The sequence below is a fragment of the Streptomyces malaysiensis subsp. samsunensis genome, assembly GCF_024519315.1.
Lineage (GTDB): Bacteria > Actinomycetota > Actinomycetes > Streptomycetales > Streptomycetaceae > Streptomyces > Streptomyces malaysiensis.
Window position 1 is genome coordinate 90,355 of record NZ_JANIIC010000013.1, and the last position, 19,299, is coordinate 109,653.

The 19,299-nt window shown below is 70.1% G+C and carries 16 protein-coding genes and 1 pseudogene; 13 read left to right on the plus strand and 4 right to left on the minus strand.

Features of this window, described 5'->3' with window-relative positions:
* Positions 1-62: 62 nt before the first annotated feature.
* Both NQU54_RS14000 and NQU54_RS14005 read right to left on the minus strand, forming a co-directional pair.
* Positions 63-2,612 carry a glycoside hydrolase family 127 protein gene (locus NQU54_RS14000; RefSeq protein ID WP_257631358.1) on the minus strand — a complete coding sequence of 850 codons (2,550 nt, stop codon included), beginning with the start codon at positions 2,610-2,612 and terminating at the stop codon, positions 63-65.
* 229 nt (positions 2,613-2,841) lie between these two features.
* Positions 2,842-3,873 carry a DUF8189 domain-containing protein gene (locus tag NQU54_RS14005; protein WP_257631359.1) on the minus strand — a complete coding sequence of 344 codons (1,032 nt, stop codon included), beginning with the start codon at positions 3,871-3,873 and terminating at the stop codon, positions 2,842-2,844.
* 280 nt (positions 3,874-4,153) lie between these two features.
* Here NQU54_RS14005 and NQU54_RS14010 point away from each other — a divergent pair, with 280 nt between their 5' ends.
* The 12 genes and pseudogenes from NQU54_RS14010 (at position 4,154) to NQU54_RS14060 (ending at position 14,489) form a co-directional block, all read left to right on the plus strand.
* Positions 4,154-5,239: a MerR family transcriptional regulator gene (locus NQU54_RS14010; RefSeq protein ID WP_257631360.1), complete on the plus strand. Its 1,086-nt coding sequence runs from the start codon at positions 4,154-4,156 to the stop codon at positions 5,237-5,239.
* A 176-nt stretch (positions 5,240-5,415) separates the two neighbouring features.
* Positions 5,416-7,425, plus strand: a complete 2,010-nt coding sequence (locus NQU54_RS14015) for a glycoside hydrolase family 127 protein (RefSeq protein WP_257631361.1) — start codon at positions 5,416-5,418, stop codon at positions 7,423-7,425.
* Positions 7,426-7,561: 136 nt separating this feature from the next.
* On the plus strand, positions 7,562-7,789 hold the full coding sequence (locus NQU54_RS14020; RefSeq protein WP_069871597.1) for an SGM_3592 family protein: 228 nt from the start codon (positions 7,562-7,564) through the stop codon (positions 7,787-7,789).
* A 161-nt stretch (positions 7,790-7,950) separates the two neighbouring features.
* Positions 7,951-8,745: a basic amino acid ABC transporter substrate-binding protein gene (locus NQU54_RS14025; RefSeq protein ID WP_251772587.1), complete on the plus strand. Its 795-nt coding sequence runs from the start codon at positions 7,951-7,953 to the stop codon at positions 8,743-8,745.
* 43 nt (positions 8,746-8,788) lie between these two features.
* Positions 8,789-9,574, plus strand: a complete 786-nt coding sequence (locus NQU54_RS14030; protein WP_069871592.1) for an amino acid ABC transporter permease — start codon at positions 8,789-8,791, stop codon at positions 9,572-9,574.
* A 5-nt stretch (positions 9,575-9,579) separates the two neighbouring features.
* A complete protein-coding gene (locus tag NQU54_RS14035; RefSeq protein ID WP_284705992.1) occupies positions 9,580-10,416 on the plus strand; it encodes an amino acid ABC transporter ATP-binding protein in 837 nt (278 codons plus the stop codon).
* 81 nt (positions 10,417-10,497) lie between these two features.
* A pseudogene (locus tag NQU54_RS14040) lies at positions 10,498-10,818 on the plus strand (acetylxylan esterase); the annotation flags it as partial.
* 113 nt (positions 10,819-10,931) lie between these two features.
* Positions 10,932-11,405 (plus strand): CoA transferase, encoded by a 474-nt coding sequence (locus NQU54_RS50530; RefSeq protein WP_441005742.1) that lies wholly within the window; start codon positions 10,932-10,934, stop codon positions 11,403-11,405.
* The gene (locus tag NQU54_RS50535; RefSeq protein ID WP_441005743.1) at positions 11,363-11,683 is read left to right on the plus strand and encodes a CoA transferase; all 321 of its coding nucleotides are present in this window, start codon (positions 11,363-11,365) and stop codon (positions 11,681-11,683) included. Before NQU54_RS50530 ends, NQU54_RS50535 begins: the two co-directional genes overlap by 43 nt.
* A gap of 204 nt (positions 11,684-11,887) precedes the next feature.
* Complete coding sequence (locus tag NQU54_RS14050; protein WP_069871782.1) at positions 11,888-12,544, plus strand: DedA family protein; 657 nt, start codon at positions 11,888-11,890, stop codon at positions 12,542-12,544.
* 227 nt (positions 12,545-12,771) lie between these two features.
* Positions 12,772-13,854 (plus strand): sensor histidine kinase, encoded by a 1,083-nt coding sequence (locus NQU54_RS14055; protein ID WP_257631362.1) that lies wholly within the window; start codon positions 12,772-12,774, stop codon positions 13,852-13,854.
* Complete coding sequence (locus NQU54_RS14060; RefSeq protein WP_173963146.1) at positions 13,845-14,489, plus strand: response regulator; 645 nt, start codon at positions 13,845-13,847, stop codon at positions 14,487-14,489. Before NQU54_RS14055 ends, NQU54_RS14060 begins: the two co-directional genes overlap by 10 nt.
* A gap of 140 nt (positions 14,490-14,629) precedes the next feature.
* Here NQU54_RS14060 and NQU54_RS14065 read toward each other — a convergent pair whose 3' ends face one another.
* Positions 14,630-15,691, minus strand: a complete 1,062-nt coding sequence (locus tag NQU54_RS14065) for an ornithine cyclodeaminase family protein (protein ID WP_306278695.1) — start codon at positions 15,689-15,691, stop codon at positions 14,630-14,632.
* Positions 15,692-16,041: 350 nt separating this feature from the next.
* Between NQU54_RS14065 and NQU54_RS14070 the strand changes: the two genes are divergently transcribed.
* Entirely contained in the window at positions 16,042-18,231 is a 2,190-nt protein-coding gene (locus tag NQU54_RS14070; protein ID WP_257631364.1) for an MMPL family transporter, read from the plus strand.
* 231 nt (positions 18,232-18,462) lie between these two features.
* Here the strand turns inward: NQU54_RS14070 and NQU54_RS14075 are convergent, their stop codons facing one another.
* Complete coding sequence (locus tag NQU54_RS14075) at positions 18,463-19,275, minus strand: alpha/beta fold hydrolase (RefSeq protein WP_257631365.1); 813 nt, start codon at positions 19,273-19,275, stop codon at positions 18,463-18,465.
* Positions 19,276-19,299 lie beyond the last annotated feature (24 nt).

Genomic DNA, 19,299 nt, shown 5'->3' on the forward strand with positions numbered 1-19,299 from the left:
TTGTCCGTACGGTGCGGTTGGGTGCGGGCAGACCGTGGGCACGGCCCGCCCGCCCGAGCCTCTCAGCTTTGGGCCAAAGTGGCGACCTCATTAGCGCTGAGTGTCCTGCCGTACACGCGGAAGTCGTCGAACGCGGCCTTGAGATACGGGTCCGGGTACTGCGACCTGCCGAGGTAGCCGGCGCGGATGTGGTTGCCGAAGTGGACGGGCTCGAGGGTGACGGCGGTGTTGCGCCCCACCTCGCGCCCGCCCGCGTAGAGGACGGCGGTGCCGTTGCCGTAGGCCACGGCCACATGGACCCACTGGCCGGTGGGCAGCGGGGCGGCCTCGACGCGCTGTTCGGCCCCGCCGCCGCCCGCGGTGATGGCGAAGCGCAGCTTCCCGGAGTCGGCCACGGGGGTGAGGAACATATTGGCGGTGACACCGGTGCCGATGTCGAAGATCCGGGTCCAGGCGGCGGGGGTGCCGTCCAGCCGGACCCAGGTGGCCAGGGTGTATGCACGGGCCCCGGCCAGGAGGTCGTCGGCGAGGACGACATGTCCGTCCGTGCCGTTCAGGGCGACCGCGCCACCGGTTCTGCCCGCCGTCCAGGAGGCGCCGCCGGCGAGCCGGGCGGCCTTGCCACGGCCGGTGGCGTCGGCGGCGGCGGTGCCGGAGGTCTCGTCGAAGCGGTGCCAGGCGGCGAAGGCGGGCGGCGCGGTGGGTGGCTGTCCGGTCAGCCAGTACACGTTGTAGTGCTGGTGGTGGACGCGGGCGACCGGCAGCAGGGTCACGCTCTCCCCACCGGCCGTGGCGCTGAACCGAAGGGGGCTGGTGGCCGTCCGGGTCACGGATCCCTTGTCCAGGCGCGGCATGGTCATTCCGGTGCGGCCGCCGTACGCCCCGGCGAGCACGACGGGCCCGTAGAGCGCGGCCTGGACATCGGGGTCGTCCGGGGTGGGGTCGAAGGTCAGCTCCATCGGCAGGGTCACCTCGACCTGGTCGCCGGTCTTCCACTGGCGGTCGATGATCAGCCAGCTGCCGGGGGCCGGCCGGTCGGCGAGGGCGGTGCCGTTGAGCCTGGCGGTGGCCCCCGCCGCCCAGGAGGGGATGCGGACGCGCAGTTCGAGGGAGGCGCCGCCGGAGGAGACGGTGAGGGTGGTGCTCTGCTGGTCGGGTAAACCGGTGGTCTGCCGCCAGGTGATGCCCTTGTCCTGCCAGCGCAGTTCGGAGGGGATGAAGAGGTTCACCAGCAGACTGCGGTCGGCGAAGGTGTAGATGGTGTCGGCGAACTTGGCCTGCGTCTCCATGCCGCTGCCGTGGTCGCAGGAGAAGTTGTCATAGTCGGTGGAGTACTGATCGGGGTCGGGGCCCATGAACGACGGCTGCTGTTTGAAGGAGCCGGGGGCGAGGCCCGTGTAGTAGATGTTGAAGCCGTGGGCCGAGTCCGGGTCCTGCTCGCCCAGCATCTGGTTGAGCAGGGTGCGCTCGTAGTAGTCGAGCAGATCCGTGCGCTCCGGGGCATGGAAGTGGATCAGCCTGGTGAGCTTGAGCATGTTGTACGAGTTGCAGTTCTCGCAGCAGTTGTTGGAGAGCTGGGCGGCGATGGCGTCGGGCTCGTGGAAAGCCTCGCCGTTGCTGTTGCCGCCGATCACATAGGTGTGGTGATCGGTGACGATCTTCCAGAAGTTCTCGCCGATGGTGCGGTAGCGGCTGTCGAGCCCCTCCTCCCACAGCCGCATGGCGCCGACCATCTTGGGGATCTGGGTGTTGGCGTGCAGCCCGTCGAGCCGGTCCTCGTTCCGGGCCAGCGGGTCGAAGACACGGGCGTGGGTGAAGCGCTCGGCGACCTTCAGCCAGCGGCTGTCGCCGGTGATCTCGTGCAGATCGGCGAGGACGTCGTTCATACCGCCGAACTCGGTTTGCAGCACCCGCTGCATCTGGTCGTAGCCCAGCTTCCCGGTACGGGTGTCGACCCAGGCGGCCTGGCGCTCCACGGTCTCCAGGGCCTCGGCGTTGCCCGCGAGCCGGTACTGGTCGACGAGCCCGGCCATGATCTTGTGAATGGTGTAGTACGGGGCCCACACTCCGGAACCGGCCTCCAGCCGGTCGAAGAAGCTCTCGGGAAACGCCGAGAGGTAGCCCTGGCCGAAGCCCGCGGCCGGGGACCTGGTCTGGCAGGCCGCGAGTGCCGAGACCAGTGTGCGGCCCTTGTCGCGCAGCGCGGTGTCGCCGGTGTTGGCGTAGCTGAGGGCCAGTCCGGACAGGAGGTGGCCGGTGCTGTGGCCGCGCAGCTCCGTGGTGGGGCTCTCCCAGCCGCCGCAGGGCCGGGCGCCGCTGGGCAGGCCGACGTTGAGGCGGAAGGTGTGCAGCAGCCGGTCGATGTCGACGAAGCGCAGATAGGCGGTGTTGCGGGACTGGTTGTCCTTGAAGGCGCCGGGGAGCAGGGTCACGGCGCTGAGCGGAAAGGGCCGGACGCTGGTCGGCGCCACGGGTTTGCGGTGGGGTGCGGCCGGGGTGGCGCCGGGGGCGGCCGCCGCGGCGGTGCCTCCGGCCGCGGCGGTGAGCGCCATGGCCGCGGCCCCTGAGACCGTGGTGGCGATGAAGTGCCGTCTGTCGACTGGTTCGCTCATGACTTCCCTCACTGAGGTTCGAAATTACGAACAATGTCCGACATCGTGTGCACCGTGAAGGTACCGGTCCTCCTGGGGACGTCAACAGCCCTCGGACACCGGTGATGCGGGAGGGGCGGTCAGCCCCTCCTCGGGCCGCTCGATGTCGGCGGTGGTCAGCTCGGGATCGGTGGCATGGGTGGGGATGCGGCGGCGGAACTCTCAGCGCTCGGCGATGCGATGAGAGTGATCAGACGAAGGTCTGGCGCTGGAGCCAGAGGTCCCTGGCGGTTCCGCTGCCCTGGATGAAGACGTAGAGCAGATTCTCCTCGTTGAGGATGGGGACCCCGACACCCGCGGAGCCGACGACCCCGCCCAGGGACTGGAAGCCGCTGTACGCCGTGCCGTTCTCGGTGTCCTGGACAGCGACCCACAGGGCGTTGTCGCCGGCCTTGATGAACACGTTGATCCGGCCGTCCTGGGCCAGGGCGCAGGTGGGCCGCCAGACGATCTGGGCGCCGAGGCTCACCGGGGCGCCGAACGTGTCGTAGTCGTCGCTCTGTCCGACCCGCCGGACGGACCCGTCGGAACCCCGGTAGAAGATCTGCACCCGGCCGGCCGCGTCCAGGCACACCGACGGGCGGCTGGTCACATTGGAGGCGTTGAGGGAAAAGGCTTCCCAGACCGCGGCGTTCTCCGTCTGCTGCTGGATGGTGTAGAGGGTCTCGCCCGCCCCCTTGACCGCCACCACGAGCCGCCCTCCCCCGTCCAGGATGGGCGAAGGCGTGGCGAAGATGCCGCCCCCCAGCGACGTGGCGGCGCTGTAGGTCTCGTATTGCAGATCCTGGTTGCGGATGTACCACAGGGCGTTGTCGGTGCCGGGGAAGAACACATAGATGCGGCCGTCGGCGCCGAGCGCGGCGGCCGGGTCGTCCCCGATGCCGGTGACCAGGGTCTGGGGCGGTCCGTACCCGGAGTTGATGGAGGTCTGGGTGATGACCTCCAGGTTGTTGCTCGGGGTGCGGTAGAAGACCCGGACCTTTCCGTCCTTGCCCCGGATCGGCGCCGGGATGCCGTCGACGGACAGGCCCGGGTATTGCTGCCACGGCCCCCAACTGCCGTCGCGGGCCTCCACCCTGCTCCACAGGACATTCGACCCGCCCCGGATGAAGACCTGCACCCGGTCGTCGGCGAACGTGACCGGGGCGGGCTCGGAGTGGATGCCGCCCTGCAAGTTGATCCAGGTGCCCCAGACGGTGCCCGGGGTGGTGGAAACGGCCATGAGAGGACCTCCCTCTTCTCGTGAGGCCACGAGAACGTGCGGATACACCGTCAGTTCCCGGGTAAAGCATGGCGGATACCTGAAGAAAGCAAGATGTATGGATATGACCGACTCATTGCCATGAGAGCTTGATATCGGATCGCGGGCGCTCATTTACTTCGGGAATTAGTTCGCTTGAGAGTCGAGCTACTGATCAGGGGCCCATCGTTGACCTTCCCCAAAGGGGAAGCCCGAGCATCGTGGTGGCCGGGCGAGGTGCCCGGCGACGAGGAGGGCGAGCATGGGGCTGCTGACCATCGGTGCGTTCGCGAGGGCCTCGCGGCTGTCCCCCAAGGCACTTCGCCTGTACGACGAACTCGGGCTGCTGCCGCCCGCCCGCGTCGATCCGTACTCCGGCTACCGCCGCTACGATCCGGCCCAGCTGGAGCGGGCCCGTCTGGTGGCGTGGCTGAGGCGGCTCGGCATGCCGCTGGCCGACATCCGGGCGGTGTGCGAGCTGGCGCCGGAGGCGGCGGCGCGGGAGGTGCGCGCGTACTGGGCGCGGGTCGAGGCCGACACCGCCGCCAGGAGGGACCTGGCCGCCTTCCTCGTCGACCATCTGTCCGGGAAGGACACCACGATGTCTTCTGACCACCCCACCCTGGGGATCCGCTACGCCGTGCTCTCCGACACCGGCTCGGTCCGGGAGAGCAACGACGACGCCGGCTACGCCGGTCCGCGCCTGCTCGCCGTGGCCGACGGCTTCGGAGGCGGCCGGCACGCCGGCGAGGCGGCGATCGAGGCGCTCAAACCGCTGGATGCGGGTGTCCCCGGCGGGGAGCTGCTGAGCGCCCTGGAGGAGGCGGCCCACCGGGCCCGGGAGTCGGTCTCCGCGCTGGCCGCCTCCGACCCCGCGCTGCGGGACGTCGGCACGACGCTCACCGCGGTGGTGTGGTCGGGCTCCCGCCTCGGGCTGGTCCATATCGGCGACTCGCGCGCCTATCTGCTGCGCGACGGTGAGCTCTTCCAGATCACCCATGACCACACCGTGGTCCAGTCGCTGATCGACGAGGGGCGGATCACCCCCGAGGAGGCCGCCTCGCACCCCCAGCGGGCGCTGCTGCTGCGCGCCATGGGCGGCGGTTCGGCGTTCGAGCCGGACTTCGCCCTGCGGGACGCCCGCGCCGAGGACCGCTATCTGCTGTGCTCGGACGGGCTGACGGGGGTCGTGCCCAGCGGGGAGATCCGGCGCGTGCTCGCCTCGGAGGACGACCCGGGCAGGGCCGTACGGGAGCTGGTGGCCCTCGCCAACCGCGCGGGCGGGCCCGACAACGTCACCTGTGTGGTGGCCCATGTGGCCGAGCAGGGGGCGCTGACCTCGGCATAGGCCACCGCCGCGGGCGCCGCGTCCGCACACCGTGACCACATGTTGAATGTTGTTGAATGGTGTGTGGAAAGTCTTGTCGGCCGGAAGAACACCTCCTTATGCTCGCGGCGGAAACCGGTTTCCACTCCTGACCGGGAGACAGGCATGGCCGGCGGTGCGGTGTAAGGGGTGGGCGGATGTCCGCAGGTCCGATCCGGTTCTCCGAGGCAGCGCACACCGCGCTCCGCCCGGCCACCGCGGCCCGGATCACGGGGGGCTTCTGGGCCGCCAGACGCCGGGTCAACGCCGAGGTGAGCGTTCCCCAGGGGCCGGACCGGCTGGAGCGGGCGGGCAATCTCGCCAATCTGCGGGCCGCCGCGGGAGCCGAAGCGGCGCAGTCCGGCTTCCGGGGCGACTTCCCGTTCCAGGACTCCGATGTGCACAAATGGCTGGAGGCGGCGTCCTGGCAGCTGGCCGACGGCGGCGAGGGACCGGCCGAGGAGGAGTTGTCCCGGCAGGTGGAGCGGCTGGCCGGGCTGGTGGCTGCCGCACAGGCCGAGGACGGCTATCTCCAGACGTACTACCAGCTGGGGCCGGACGCCCGGCGGTGGGCGGAACCGCACTGGGGGCATGAGCTGTACTGCGCGGGCCACCTCCTCCAGGCCGCGGTCGCACACCACCGGGCCACCGGCCGGGACGAACTGCTCACGGTGGCGGTGCGGTGCGCCGATCTCGTCGACGCCAGGTTCGGGCCCGGCAAGGACGAGACGGTCTGCGGACATCCGGAGATCGAGACGGCGCTGGTCGAGCTGTACCGGGAGACCGGTGAGCGGCGCTATCTCGAACTGGCCGGGCACTTCGTGGACCGGCGCGGCCGGGGCAGCCTCGGCGACGGCCCGCCGGAGGGCTCCCCCGGCCCCCGGCCCGGGGCGCCCTACTGGCAGGACCACGTCCCGGTGCGGGAGGCGACGGCGGTCGCCGGGCACGCGGTGCGCCAGCTGTACCTCCTGGCCGGGGCCGCGGATGTGGCGGCGGAGACCGGTGATACGGGGCTGCGGGACGCCCTGGTGCGGCTGTGGGAGGACATGGCCGCGACAAAGACCTATCTGACGGGCGGGGTGGGATCCCGGCATGAGCTGGAGTCCTTCGGGGACGCCTACGAGCTGCCGCCGGACCGGGCGTACGCGGAGACCTGCGCGGCCATCGCCGCCATCCACTTCGGCTGGCGGATGGCGCTGCTGACCGGGGAGGCCCGCTACAGCGATCTGGTGGAGCGGACCCTGTTCAACGGATTCGCATCGGGGGTCTCGCTCGACGGTGAGCGCTGGCTCTATGTGAATCCGCTGCACGTCCGCCAGGACGATGAGCACCGTAAGGCGGCCACCGGCGATCAGAACGCCCACCGGACGCCATGGTTCCGGTGTGCTTGCTGCCCGCCCAACGTGATGCGGCTGCTGGCCTCGCTGCCGCACTACATGGCGAGCGGCGACACCGAGGGGCTCCAGCTGCACCAGTACGCGTCCGGCTCGTACGAGGCGGGCGGCGGGGCGGTGCGGGTGGGTACCGGCTACCCGTGGGAGGGGCGGATCGCGGTGGTCGTGGACGCGGCCCCGCGGGACGCGGACTGGACGCTTTCGCTGCGCATCCCGCACTGGGCCCGGACGTACGAGGCCACGGTCGGCGGGGAGCCGGTGGCCGAGCGGGCCGAGAACGGCTGGCTGCGGCTGCGGCGGCGCTGGCGGCCCGGGGAGACGGTCGTGCTGAGCCTGCCGCTCGACCCCCGGCTCACCCGCCCCGATCCACGGGTCGACGGGGTGCGCGGCTGTGCCGCGATCGAGCGCGGCCCGCTGGTGTACTGCCTGGAGTGGCCCGACCAGCCCGCCGGGCTGCGGCTGGACGACATCGCCCTCGCCCCGGGTGCCACGCTGAGAGCCGAGCACCGGCCGGAGCTGCTGGGCGGGGTGACCGTGATCACCTCCCGGGCCCTGTGTCGGACTGTGGCGCGCGACGGCTGGTGGCCGTACCGGGACGGCGGCGCGGACTCCCGCGGGGGCGCGGGCGGCGCGGACGTCGGCTCCGGCGGGGAGGCGGACGGCGCGGAAGTCCCCGAGCCGGTCCGGGTGACCGCGATCCCCTACTACGCGTGGGCGAACCGCGAGCCCGGCGCGATGCGGGTGTGGCTCCCGGTCCAGGACCCGCCCGGCTGATCTTCGCGGGACCGGGCACGGACCGGGCACAAACCGGGCGGTGTCCACCGGAACTCGGCGGACACCCCAGGCGTTTCTCGCCAGAGGAACACGCTTTCGTGCCCGAGCGGCACTGTTGATTAAGGGGAGGTGCCCCTTGAGCACCGGATCCACACCCCAAGGGGACGACGCCGACGGCTGGGACGACGTCGAACTCGACGAGGACTTCATACGGGGTGCCGAGGTCACCGAGCCCGCCGCGCGCACCCGGATGCTCACCGCGCGGTGGCGGCGCGGCGCACCCGAGCCCCAGCCCTGGCGAGCCGACGAGCCACCGGCCGGCTGGTTCTGGAGCAAGCGCCGCAAGCGGCGCCGGCGGCGCTGACCTCGTCCCTGTCCATGCTCGCCGGTGCCCGTCGGCGCCCGTCCGTTACGTGGTCGCAATACACACCTGAAGACATCACGCCACCTCCGGTGGGAGGATTCGGGCCGACTCACTGATCATGAGATCCGTGATCGTCCTGCCCATCCTGCCCCGGAGGCGCCGTGTCCGCTCGCTCCGCGTTGCCCGTCATAGCCGTCGCCGCTGTATCAGCCCTGTTGGCCGGGTGCACCAGCACCAAGTCATCGGGGTCCGGCGGCTCTGACATCAGCCTGGTGAAGTCCGGGAAGCTCACGACCTGCACACATCTGCCCTATCCGCCCTTCCAGTCCAAGCAGGGCAAGAAGATCGTCGGCTTCGATGTGGACATCGTCGATCTCGTGGCATCGGCGCTCGATGTGAAGCAGGAGATCGTGGACACGCCCTTCGAGGGCATCCAGTCCGGGGAGGACCTCAACACCAACCAGTGTGATGTGGCCGCCGCCGGGATGACCATCACCGATGTGCGCGAGAAGAACCTGGACTTCTCCGAGCCCTATTTCGAGGCCACCCAGGCGCTGCTCACCCCCAAGGGCAAGCCGTACAAGTCCCTCGCCGACCTCGAGGGCAAGAAGCTCGCGGTCCAGCAGGGGACCACCGGTGAGAGCTACGCCCAGAAGCATGCCAAGGGCGCCAAACTGGTCCAGTTCGAGGATCTCGCGCTGCTGCTGACCGCCGTCAAGACCGGCCAGACCGACGCGGGCATCAACGACAACGGGGTCCTCTACGACTACGTCAAGGACAACCCCGACACCGCCGTGGCGGCCGAGTTCGACACCGGAGAGCAGTACGGCATCGCCGTGCGGACCGGCAACGACGCACTGCGCAAGAAGATCAACGCGGTGCTGAAGGACGCCCGGGCGGACGGCTCCTACGACCGGATCTACAAGAAGTGGTTCGGCACCGCGCCCAAGAAGTGACGCGCCCGCTGACGGTCATCGGAGCTGAGGAGTCCGCATACATATGGCAATGACCCGCCGGCAGCGGGTGCGGGCGATACGAGCGGTGCAGTACGCCGTGCTCATCGCCCTGCTGCTCGCCATCGTCCTGGCCGCGGACTGGGGTGAGCTGCGGCGCGCGTTCTTCGACGCCGAGGTCGCCCGGTCCCTGTTCCCCGAGATCATCACCACCGCCCTGGTCAACACCATCGTCTACACCCTGCTCGGCTTCGGCTTCGGCCTGGTCCTCGGGGTGGTGCTGGCGCTGATGCGGCTCTCGCAGGTGCCGCCGTACCGCTGGCTGGCGGTGGCCTATATCGAGTTCTTCCGCGGGGTGCCCGCGCTGCTGGTGTTCATCGCGCTGGGCTTCGGAGTGCCGCTCGCCTTCCAGGTGGCGCTGGACCGGTATGTCACGGTCATGCTGGCGCTGGGGCTCGTCGGAGCCGCCTATATCGCGGAGACGATGCGGGCGGGCATCCAGGCGGTGCCCAAGGGGCAGATGGAGGCGGCGCGTTCGCTGGGCATGTCCCACACGCGGGCGATGGCCTCGATCATCATCCCGCAGGCCTTCCGGATCGTCCTGCCGCCGCTCACCAATGAACTGGTCCTGCTGACCAAGGACTCGTCCCTGGTCTATCTGCTGGGGCTCTCCCTGGACCAGTACGAACTGTCCAAGTTCGGCCGGGACGCGCTGAATCAGAATCGCAGCCTCACCCCGATCCTGGTCGCCGGGGTGTGCTATCTGATCATCACCGTGCCGCTCGGCCAGCTGGTGCGCCGGCTCGAGTCCCGTGCGGCGAAGGCGAGGTGACCGGTGTGAAGGAGACGACGAAGGTGGAGGGGACCGGCGAGGCGGACGGCATCGCCATCCGCCTGGAGGGGCTGCACAAGTCCTTCGGCGACCTGGAGGTGCTCAAGGGCATCGACCTCACCGTCCGGCGGGGCGAGGTGGTCTGTGTCATCGGCCCGTCGGGATCGGGCAAGTCGACGCTGCTGCGCTGTGTGAACCTCCTGGAGGAGCCGACTTCCGGCTCGGTCACCGTGGCGGGGACCGAGGTCACCGACCCGGATGTGGACATCGACCGGGTGCGGCGGCGGATCGGCATGGTGTTCCAGGCGTTCAACCTCTTTCCGCATCTGACGGCCCTGGAGAACCTCACCATCGCCCAGCGGCGGGTGCTGCGCCGCGACAAGGCGGAGGCGGTGCGGATCGCGCGGGAGACCCTGAGCCGGGTCGGTCTGGGCGACAAGGAATCGGCCTATCCGGCGCAGCTGTCGGGCGGACAGCAGCAGCGGGTGGCCATCGCCCGGGCGCTGTCGATGGACCCGGAGCTGATGCTCTTCGACGAGCCGACCTCGGCGCTCGATCCGGAACTGGTCGGCGATGTGCTCGCGGTGATGCGCGCCCTGGCCGACGAGGGGATGACCATGCTGGTCGTCACCCATGAGATGAGCTTCGCGCGGGAGGTCGCCGACCGGGTCGTGTTCATGGACGACGGGGTGATCGTGGAGGAGGGCGGACCGGAGCAGGTCGTGTCCGACCCGGTCCACCCCCGTACCCGCGCCTTTCTCACCCGGGTGCTGAACCCGGCCGCGGCGCGGGTCGGCGAGCTACCGGACACGGGCCCGCACGGAGCGCGTATCGACCGCTGAACTCCGGGCCGGGGCGCCGGATCGCGGTGATCGGCGGCCAGGTGCGCGACGGTGGCCGGATGGCCGGGTACCGTTCGGGGGGAGTTCTCCGGTTTCGGCGGGCACCGGATACGCGGCCGGCTGCTGGTTCCGCGCGACGCGGCGGGCCCGCTGCCGTGCGTGGTGCAGTGCCTCGACTACAACAGCGGCCGGGGGCTGCCGCACAACTGGCTGCTCTCCCCGGACGACTACTACTACCGCCGGCTGTACACGGACGCGGTGCGGACGGTGGAGGCCGCCCGTGAGCATCCGCTGGTGGACCTCGCGCGGATCGTGGTCAGCGGGGGCAGTCAGGGCGGTGCGCCGGCGCTGGTGGCGGCCGGGCTGGTACCGGATCCGGCGGGGGCACCCATCAGCAGGCCGAGCAGATCGCCTTTCTGCGTGGGCTGCTGGGCTGAGCGGCACATGCCGGGCGGCGTTCGCTCGCCGCCCGGCACGGGGTGGACAAGGGGCTATCCGCACCGAAGGAGCCGCCCGTGCCCGCGCAGCCGCTGGAAGGCATCACCGTCGTCGCCCTGGAGCAAGCCGTGGCCGCTCCCTTCGCCACCCGTCAGCTCGCCGACCCGGGCGCCAGGGTCATCAAGGTGGAGCGGCCCGGGGGCGGGGACTTCGCCCGCGCCTACGACCGCGAGGCCAAGGGCGCGTCGGCCTACTTCGTATGGATCAACCGCGGGAAGGAGAGCGTCGTCCTCGATCTCAAGGACGACACCGACCGGACGCTGCTCGATGCGATGCTCGCCCGTGCCGATGTCTTCGTGCACAATCTGGCGCCCGGCGCCGTGGACCGGCTGGGCCTGGGGGTGCGGACGCCGCGGGCCGTCCACCCCCGCCTGATCACCTGCGCGATCTCCGGCTACGGGGACAGCGGCCCGTACCGTGCGAAGAAGGCGTACGACCTGCTCATCCAGTGCGAGGCGGGGCTGCTGTCGATCACCATGACGAGGAGCTGACGGCGGAGCTGGAGTCGTGCTTCGCGGGCCATACCGCAGAGGGGCTGATCGCGCTGCTGGACGGGGCCGGTATCGCCAATGCCCGGCTGCGCGACATCGCGGGGTTCGCCGCCCATCCCCAGCTCGAGGCCCGCGACCGCTGGGGCGAGTTCGGCTCCCCGGTCGGGCCGCTGCGCGGTCTGCTGCCACCGGTGGAGGTGGCGGACCGCAGGGCGCCGATGCGGCCGGTGCCGGCACTCGGCGAGCATACGGAGGCGGTGCGCGCCGAGTTCTCCTGAGCCGGTCCCCGGTGCCGCGAGCGTGGTGTGCCCGGGCCGTCCGGCACCGGGCTGATCTGCGGTTTCCCGCAGGGTCAGCGCTGCGGAGAACACCACCGGGTCGGGCGGCAATCCTCATGTCCCCGCCGATCCGCGGTTTCTAGATTGGCAGGCGTCGGGGCGGGGGGCGCCCCTGGCGCCGGGCCGCCATGTTGGAGACCACGCATGCACTTGATGACCCTGGCTCTGCCCCAGGAGCCCTCGGACGGCATCGCCGGCTGGGCCGCGGACCTCGTGGACGCGATGGGCGGGCCGGGAGCCGGTCTGGCCATCGCGCTGGAGAACCTCTTCCCGCCGCTGCCCAGCGAGGTGATACTGCCCCTGACCGGGTTCGCGGCGGGTCAGGGTGTGATCAGCCTGGCCTCGGCGCTGTTCTGGACCACGCTCGGCTCGGTGGTGGGCGCGCTGGTGCTGTACTGGATCGGGATGCTCGTCGGCCGCCGGCGCATGCACGCCATCTGGGCGAAGCTGCCGCTGGTGAAGACGTCCGATCTGGACCGTACGGAGCAGTGGTTCGAGAAGCACGGCACCAAGGCGGTGTTCATCGGCCGCATGGTGCCGATCTTCCGCAGCCTCATCTCCATTCCGGCCGGGGTCGAGCGCATGCCGCTGCCGGTCTTCGCCCTGCTGACCACGCTGGGCAGCCTGGTCTGGAACACGGTGCTGGTGATGGCCGGTTACTGGCTGGGCGATCAGTGGGACGAGGTGGAGACCTACGTCGGTGTCTTCTCCAAGGTGGTCCTGGTCGCGGTTCTGGTGGCCATAGTGGTCTATGTGGTCATGCGCTTCCGCGGGCGCGACCGGCGGCGCCACGCTTCATGAGCCACGACGCGCGGCCCGGCCCCTCCGCTCTGCTCGCGCCACAGCCTGGGCGATCTTGCCCGGGCTGTGCGGCCGGGCTAGGCTTTGCCCCCGTGCAGGGGGATTTGACAAATATCGCCACTCATCACCTGTTTCTCGGCGCGCCCGGTCAGCACGACGGCAGGGGGGCGGCGGAGCCCTCGTGGCCGCGCAGGATTCCGGGAGCGCTCCTCGGCTGCTGTACGGCCATGCTCGGATTGCTCTACCTGCTGATCGCCGGCACGGCCTTGGCGGCCTTCCTGCTGTGGCCGCGCACCCGGCCCCGCGCCCTGGCCGCGCTCGCCTCCGGGGCCCGTCGGGTCGCGGCGCTGGACCGGGCGCGCCGCTTCGTCTTCTTCGGCGATCGTTTCCCCGAGCACTACAAGTCGTCCGACCAGAAGGTCCTGCGCTATCTGGCGACCCGCAGCTACACCGGGCTGCTGTGCACCATCGTCGTGGGTCTGCTGGGGTTCGGCGTCATCCTCGCCGCCGTGCTGGCCGTGCGGTTGGTCCAAGGCCGCCTCGACCTCCAGGAACTCCTCACCCAGGCGCTGCTCGGCGGAGTGCTGCTCTTCCTCGACGTGCAGGGCATCTACTCCCTGGCGGTGCTGGACGCCAAGCTGGCCCGCGAGTGCTTCGGGCCGTCCGAGCAGGAGGTTCTGCGGCAGCGCATCGATGAGCTGGCCACCAGCCGGGCCGCGGTCGTCCAGGCCGTCGACGCCGAGCGCCGCCGCATCGAGCGCGATCTCCACGACGGCATCCAGCAGCGCCTGGTGGCACTCGCCATGCTGCTCGGCCGGGCGCGCCGCAGCCGTGCCCGCAACCCCGAGCAGGTGGACGCCTTGCTGCACCAGGCGCACCAGGAGTCCCAGGAGGTCATCACCGAACTCCGTGAGGCGACCTGGCGGATCTATCCGTCCGCCCTGGACAGCCTGGGGCTGAAGGAGGCACTCAGCGGGGTCTCCGAGCGGTGCTCCATCCCCATCCGTATGGACTTCGAGGTCGACCGTGCGCTGCCCCAGACGGTGGAGACCGCCGCGTACTTCGTGGTGTCGGAGTGTGTGACCAACGCCGCCAAGCACTCCGGTGCCACGGCGATCTCCATCCGGCTCGCGCTGTACGGAGCGGTGCTCGTGGTGCGGGTCGAGGACAATGGCACCGGCGGAGCGGACCCGTCGGGCAGCGGTCTCACCGGGCTGCGCAGCCGGGTGGGCGCGCTCGACGGTCTGCTGCACATCGACAGCCCCCTCGGGGGACCCACGACCATTACCGCGGAGCTTCCATGCGCGTGATCCTCGCCGAGGACTCGACCTTGCTACGGGAAGGGCTGGTACGCCTGCTCGTCGAGGAGGGCCATGAGGTCGTCGCGGCCGTGGGCGACGCGGTGTCCCTCATGAAGGAGGTCGAGGAGCGGACGCCCGACATGGTCGTCGTCGACATCCGGATGCCGCCGACACACACCGACGACGGGTTGCGGGCCGCGCTGGAGATCCGCAAGCGCTGGCCCCGGATCAGCCTGCTCGTGCTGTCACAGCACGTGGAGCGCAACTACGCGGCCCAGTTGCTGGCCGCCAACGCGGAGCGGGTCGGGTACCTCCTGAAGGACCGGGTCGCCCAGGTCGAGGAGTTCCTGGACGCGCTGGAGCGCATTCACGCGGGCGGCGCGGCGATCGATCCGGAGGTCGTGCGCCAGTTGGTCATCCGTACCACGCACGGTGACCCGCTCGCCCGGCTCACCCCGCGCGAGCGAAGTGTCCTGGAGACCCTGGCTCAGGGTCACACCAACACGGCCATCGCGCAGAAGCTGCACATCTCGCTGAGCTCGGTGGAGAAGAACCTCAACACGATCTTCGACAAGCTCGAGCTGTCGCACACCGCCGGCTACAGCCGGCGGATCCTGGCGGTCCTGCGGTATCTGGAGTCCTGAGGCGTACGACCGGCGACAAGCACACATGCCGAGGTGCCCGACGACGTCGTCCCATACGCCGTCGAGCACCTCTGGGCGCCTGACACACCGCCGGGCTGTCCGCGGCCCCACCACGTCCGGGCGGGCACAGCCCGGTTCCGTCACTGGAAGGAGTACGGGTTGAGCGCGTCCTCCGACAGGTGTTCCAGCTGCACCCGGTCGCCGATGCCGGCTTCCTCCGCGAGTTCGAGGAGCACGTCGAAGGCGACGTGATCCTCCAGGGCGAATCCGGTCGAGTCGAAGACGGTCAGCCCCTCCCGCCGCGCCTCGGCGAGCGCCGGTTCCGCGCACAGCTCGGGCAGCTCCGGGCCCAGGTCGCTCGCGTCGAGCTGCTGGCACTCGCCCTCGCGCAGCGCCTGCCCCCGGTGGTCCGGGGTGACGAAGGCGGACTTCAGCACGGACCGCGGCACCTCGTACTTGCCGATCAGATCGGCGCCTATGGCGTTGATGTGGACGTGCGGGCGCAGCCGCTCGCCGTGGAGGACCGGGCCGTCCCCGACCCCGACCGAGGTGACGGTGCAGATGATGTCCGATGCCGCCTCGATCTCCACGACGGATGCCACCTGCACGTCGATTCCGAGGAATTCCACGCGCTCGGCGAACGACTCGGCGTGGGCGGGATCGATGTCATGGACGAGGACGCGCTCCAGCGGGAAGACCAGGCTCAGGGCGTGGGCCTGGGTCACCGCCTGGGCACCGGCGCCCACCAGGCCGAGGACCCGGCTGTCGGGGCGGGCCAGCAGACGGCTGGCGATGGCGGAGGCGGCGCCGGTGCGGACCGCGGTGGGCAGGATGCCGTCGCCGATGGCCAGCAGACGGCCGGTCACATCGTCGTAGCGAGCCATGGTGCCCACGATGGTGGGCAGTTGATGGGCGGACGGATTCGTGGGGGTGTACGCCACGGTCTTGATGGTGGTCGAGTCGCCGGGCTGGTGGTGCGGCATCCATTCGAGGATGGCCGCGTTCTCCGGACCGCGCAGGAATCCGTCCCGCGCCGGGGTGATGCCCCGTCGGCTTTCCTCACGGAACGCCTCGTCGAGCCGGTCGATCATCCGGTCCATGAAAAGGTCTAATCCCTTCTCCTGGACGATCTTGGCAACATGTTGCCGAGTGAGGACCGTGGTTTCCATTGTTTCCCCTTGATTCGCATAATGGTGCGGCATTTACTTGCCAATGGAATTTTCACTCCACCGGAAAGGACGAACCGGGATATGAAACTAATGGCCGCAGTTTCCTCCGGTCAAGTTTTCGCCTGGGCGAGTACGGTTTCCCGCAACTGTCACCCTGCGGTTCCCCGCAGGGTGACAGTTGCGGGAAACAATGACCACCGAGGCGGTTTACCCCGTATCGACGTCCGGGCCACGCGACTAACGTTTCACCGTCATAATCCCGTCGGCCGCCCCGGCGGTTCGGCGACATTGGGAGGATAGCGACGGTGCGAAAGAAACCGGCGACATTACGGGTAGCCCGATGGAGCGCCACGCACCCGTGGTCGGCGATCGGACTGTGGGTCGTGTTCGTCGTCCTGTGTCTCTTCCTCGGCGGCGCCGCCGGCACGAACAAGCTCGACTCCGAGGAGTCCGGGGTCCGGGAGTCGGGCCGGGCGGGCAAGATCGTGTCTTCGGGGGACTTCACCGAGCGGCCCGAGGAGAACGTGCTCATCACCTCCGATTCGGGCGGGAAGCTGGACCGGCGGGCGGCGGAGCGGGCGGCCCGGGACATCACCGACCGGATGAAGGACCTGCCCGAGGTGCGGAGCGTCGGTGAGCCGGTCCCCGCGCCGAACGGCAAGGCCCTGCTGGTGCCGGTGACCATGACCGGTGACGAGGACGACGCCATGGACCGGGTCGGCCCGCTGCTGGACGTGAGCGCCGAGGCCGATCGTGCCCACGACGGGCTCAAGATCGAAGAGGTGGGCGACGGTTCCACGGTGAAGGGCATGTCGGACACCATCGGCGAGGATTTCAGAAGGGCTGAGCTGATCAGCGTTCCGCTGACCCTGCTGATCCTGCTGGTGGTCTTCGGCGCGATCATCGCCGCCGGGGTGCCCGTGCTGCTCGCCCTGTCCTGTGTGGTCTCCGCGATGGGCCTGTCGTCCCTGGCCTCACACGTGCTGCCGGAGACCAGCGCGGTGAGCAATGTCATCCTGCTCATGGGCATGGCCGTCGGCGTCGACTACTCCCTCTTCTATCTCAAGCGGGAGCGGGAGGAGCGCCGTAAGGGCAAGTCCCACCTCGACGCCATCGACATCGCCGCGGAGACGTCGGGGCATACGGTCGTGGTGTCCGGCACCACCGTGATCGTGGCGATGGCCGGGCTCTATCTGGCCCAGGAGGCCACCTTCGCCTCCCTGGCGACCGGTTCCATCATCGTCGTGGCGGTCGCGGTGCTCGGCTCGGTGACCGTGCTGCCCGCCCTCCTCGCCAAGCTGGGCGGCCGGGTGGACCGTCCCCGGGTGCCGTTCCTGTGGCGGCTCACGATGCGCTCCGGCGAGTCGCGGATGTGGCCCGTGCTGCTGCGTCCGGCGCTGCTCAAGCCGGTTCTCACCCTGGTGGTGTCCATCGGCGCGCTGCTGCTGCTCGCCCTGCCCGCCCTGGACATGAAGCTCAAGCAGCCCGGCCAGGACGACCTGTCGCGGGACATCCCGATCGTGCGGGCGACGGACCGGCTCACCGATGCCTTCCCGAGCGAGGGAACCGTGCACAAGGTGGCGGTACGGGCTCCCGCCGGCGAGGCCGGCCAGGTCGAGGCCGCCCTGCGGGGGCTGATCGCCCGTGCCGAGGGGAACAGCCTGTTCGCCCATGACCAGACGCCGGTGATCCGCGAGTCCGAGGACCGCCGGGTGCACACGGTCGATGTGGGCACGCCGTACCCGCCGAAGAACCCCAAGGCCACCGAGTCGATGAAGGTGCTGCGCGGATGGGTGCCCCAGGCGCTGGAGGACGTCCCGGACGCCGAGAGCGCGGTCGGCGGCGCGGTGGCCCAGGGCGCCGACTTCACGGCCCATCTGGAGGAGCGCATGCCCTGGGTGGTGGGCTTCGTGCTGCTGCTGACCTTCGGCACCATGGCGGTGATCTTTCGCTCTCTGGCCGTGGCGCTGTCCGCGGTGCTGCTGAACCTGCTGTCCGCGGCCGCCTCGTTCGGTGTCCTGGTGGCGGTCTTCCAGCACACCTGGGCCGAGGGCCTGCTCGACTTCGACAGTTCGGGCACGGTGGTGTCCTGGCTTCCGCTGTTCCTGTTCGTGGTGCTCTTCGGGCTGTCCATGGACTATCACGTGTTCGTGGTCAGCCGGATCCGGGAGATGGCCTTGGAGGGCGCGTCCGTGAAGGACTCGGTACGGGAGGGCATCGTCCGCTCGGCGGGTGTCGTGACCAGTGCCGCGATCGTCATGGTGGCCGTGTTCTCGATCTTCGGCACGCTCAACGCGGTCGAGTTCAAGCAGCTGGGCGTGGGACTAGCGGCGGCGATCATGCTCGACGCCGTGGTCATCCGGATCTTCGTGCTGCCGGCGCTGATGACGGCACTCGGCCCGTGGAACTGGTGGCCCGGCGGCACGTCCGGGACGGGCCGTCGGCTCTCCCCCGTGTCGGCTCCGGCCGGGGGCGGTGCCGATGTGCCGGCGGCCTCGTACACACCGCCCGCCGCGCCCGGGACGGGCAGGGACGAGGCGCCCAGCGCGTCGCCCGGCCACCCGCAGCGTTAAGCGGATCGGCGGAAGTCGGCTGCGGTTCGGTGGCGCCCCGAAGGGGCGCGGGGAACTGCGCGACCAGCCACGACGGCGCCGCAGACAATCGACGGCAGGTCGGGGCACCTCCAGCTAAGCGCTTAGTGGCCGAGCGACCCCTTTGACGAGAGGGGGGAGGGCCGTCCGATACCCCCGGTCGGGCCCCTCCCCCCTCTCCTCGTTCCGGTGCCGTTCGGCCTCCCATGGCCGTCAGCGGGCGGCCGTCCCGGTGAGGAACTCCACCATCGCCTTGTTCACCGCGGCGGGGTCCTCCAGATAGCCGTAGTGCCCGCAGCCCTCGATGAGTTCGTACGCGGCTCCCGGGATGGCGTCGGCGACCTCGCGCGCCAGGTGCGGAGGGGTGATCAGGTCGTCGGCGAAGGCGATGACCTGGCAGGGGACCCGGATGCCCCGGTATGCCTCGAGCCGGTGGTCCAGTGTGCTCAACTCCATCTGGGCCCGGTGTCCCGGCCCGCCCGCGGGCGAGAGTTCGAACAGGTCGAGCCAGTCGGCCATGGCCGCCCCGTTGTCGAGGGTGCGCGGGGACAGCGACTTCAGGGCTCGTACCACGGCGGCGTACCGGACCGGGAGTTCCACCTCGGCGTCGTACAGTTCGATCTCGGCACGTGTGATGGCGGCCCGCAGCACATCGGTGCGGCCCCGGGTGGCGATGAGGACGGCCTGGCGCACGAGATCGGGCCGGGACAGCGCGAGTTCCTGGGTGATGAAGGCGCCCAGGGATGTGCCGACGACCCGGCAGGGACCGATCCCGAGGTACTCGATGAGCCCCGCAACATCGCCGACCATGTCCTGGAGGGTGAACCCCTCGGTCCACTCCGAGGTCGGCGGTATGCCCCGGTTGTCGAGGGTGATCACGCGGAATCCGACGGCGGTGAGGGCGGGCACCTGGTGCAGTTGCCACACGGTGCGGCCGGCGCCGGTCCCCTGGATCATCACGACCGGCTCGCCCTCGCCGGCTTCCTCGTAGTGGAGCTGTATTCCGTTGACATCGATGACCGGCATCTCGCTCCTCCCTTCTCCTTGGTC

Bases quoted from the DNA above. Each gene is read 5' to 3' on its own strand.
- NQU54_RS14000 (WP_257631358.1), bottom strand. From the start codon at position 2,612: ATGAGCGAACCAGTCGACAGACGGCACTTCATCGCCACCACGGTCTCA.
- NQU54_RS14005 (WP_257631359.1), bottom strand. From the start codon at position 3,873: ATGGCCGTTTCCACCACCCCGGGCACCGTCTGGGGCACCTGGATCAAC.
- NQU54_RS14010 (WP_257631360.1), top strand. From the start codon at position 4,154: ATGGGGCTGCTGACCATCGGTGCGTTCGCGAGGGCCTCGCGGCTGTCC.
- NQU54_RS14015 (WP_257631361.1), top strand. From the start codon at position 5,416: ATGTCCGCAGGTCCGATCCGGTTCTCCGAGGCAGCGCACACCGCGCTC.
- NQU54_RS14030 (WP_069871592.1), top strand. From the start codon at position 8,789: ATGGCAATGACCCGCCGGCAGCGGGTGCGGGCGATACGAGCGGTGCAG.
- NQU54_RS14050 (WP_069871782.1), top strand. From the start codon at position 11,888: ATGCACTTGATGACCCTGGCTCTGCCCCAGGAGCCCTCGGACGGCATC.
- NQU54_RS14055 (WP_257631362.1), top strand. From the start codon at position 12,772: ATGCTCGGATTGCTCTACCTGCTGATCGCCGGCACGGCCTTGGCGGCC.
- NQU54_RS14060 (WP_173963146.1), top strand. From the start codon at position 13,845: ATGCGCGTGATCCTCGCCGAGGACTCGACCTTGCTACGGGAAGGGCTG.
- NQU54_RS14065 (WP_306278695.1), bottom strand. From the start codon at position 15,691: ATGCCGCACCATTATGCGAATCAAGGGGAAACAATGGAAACCACGGTC.
- NQU54_RS14075 (WP_257631365.1), bottom strand. From the start codon at position 19,275: ATGCCGGTCATCGATGTCAACGGAATACAGCTCCACTACGAGGAAGCC.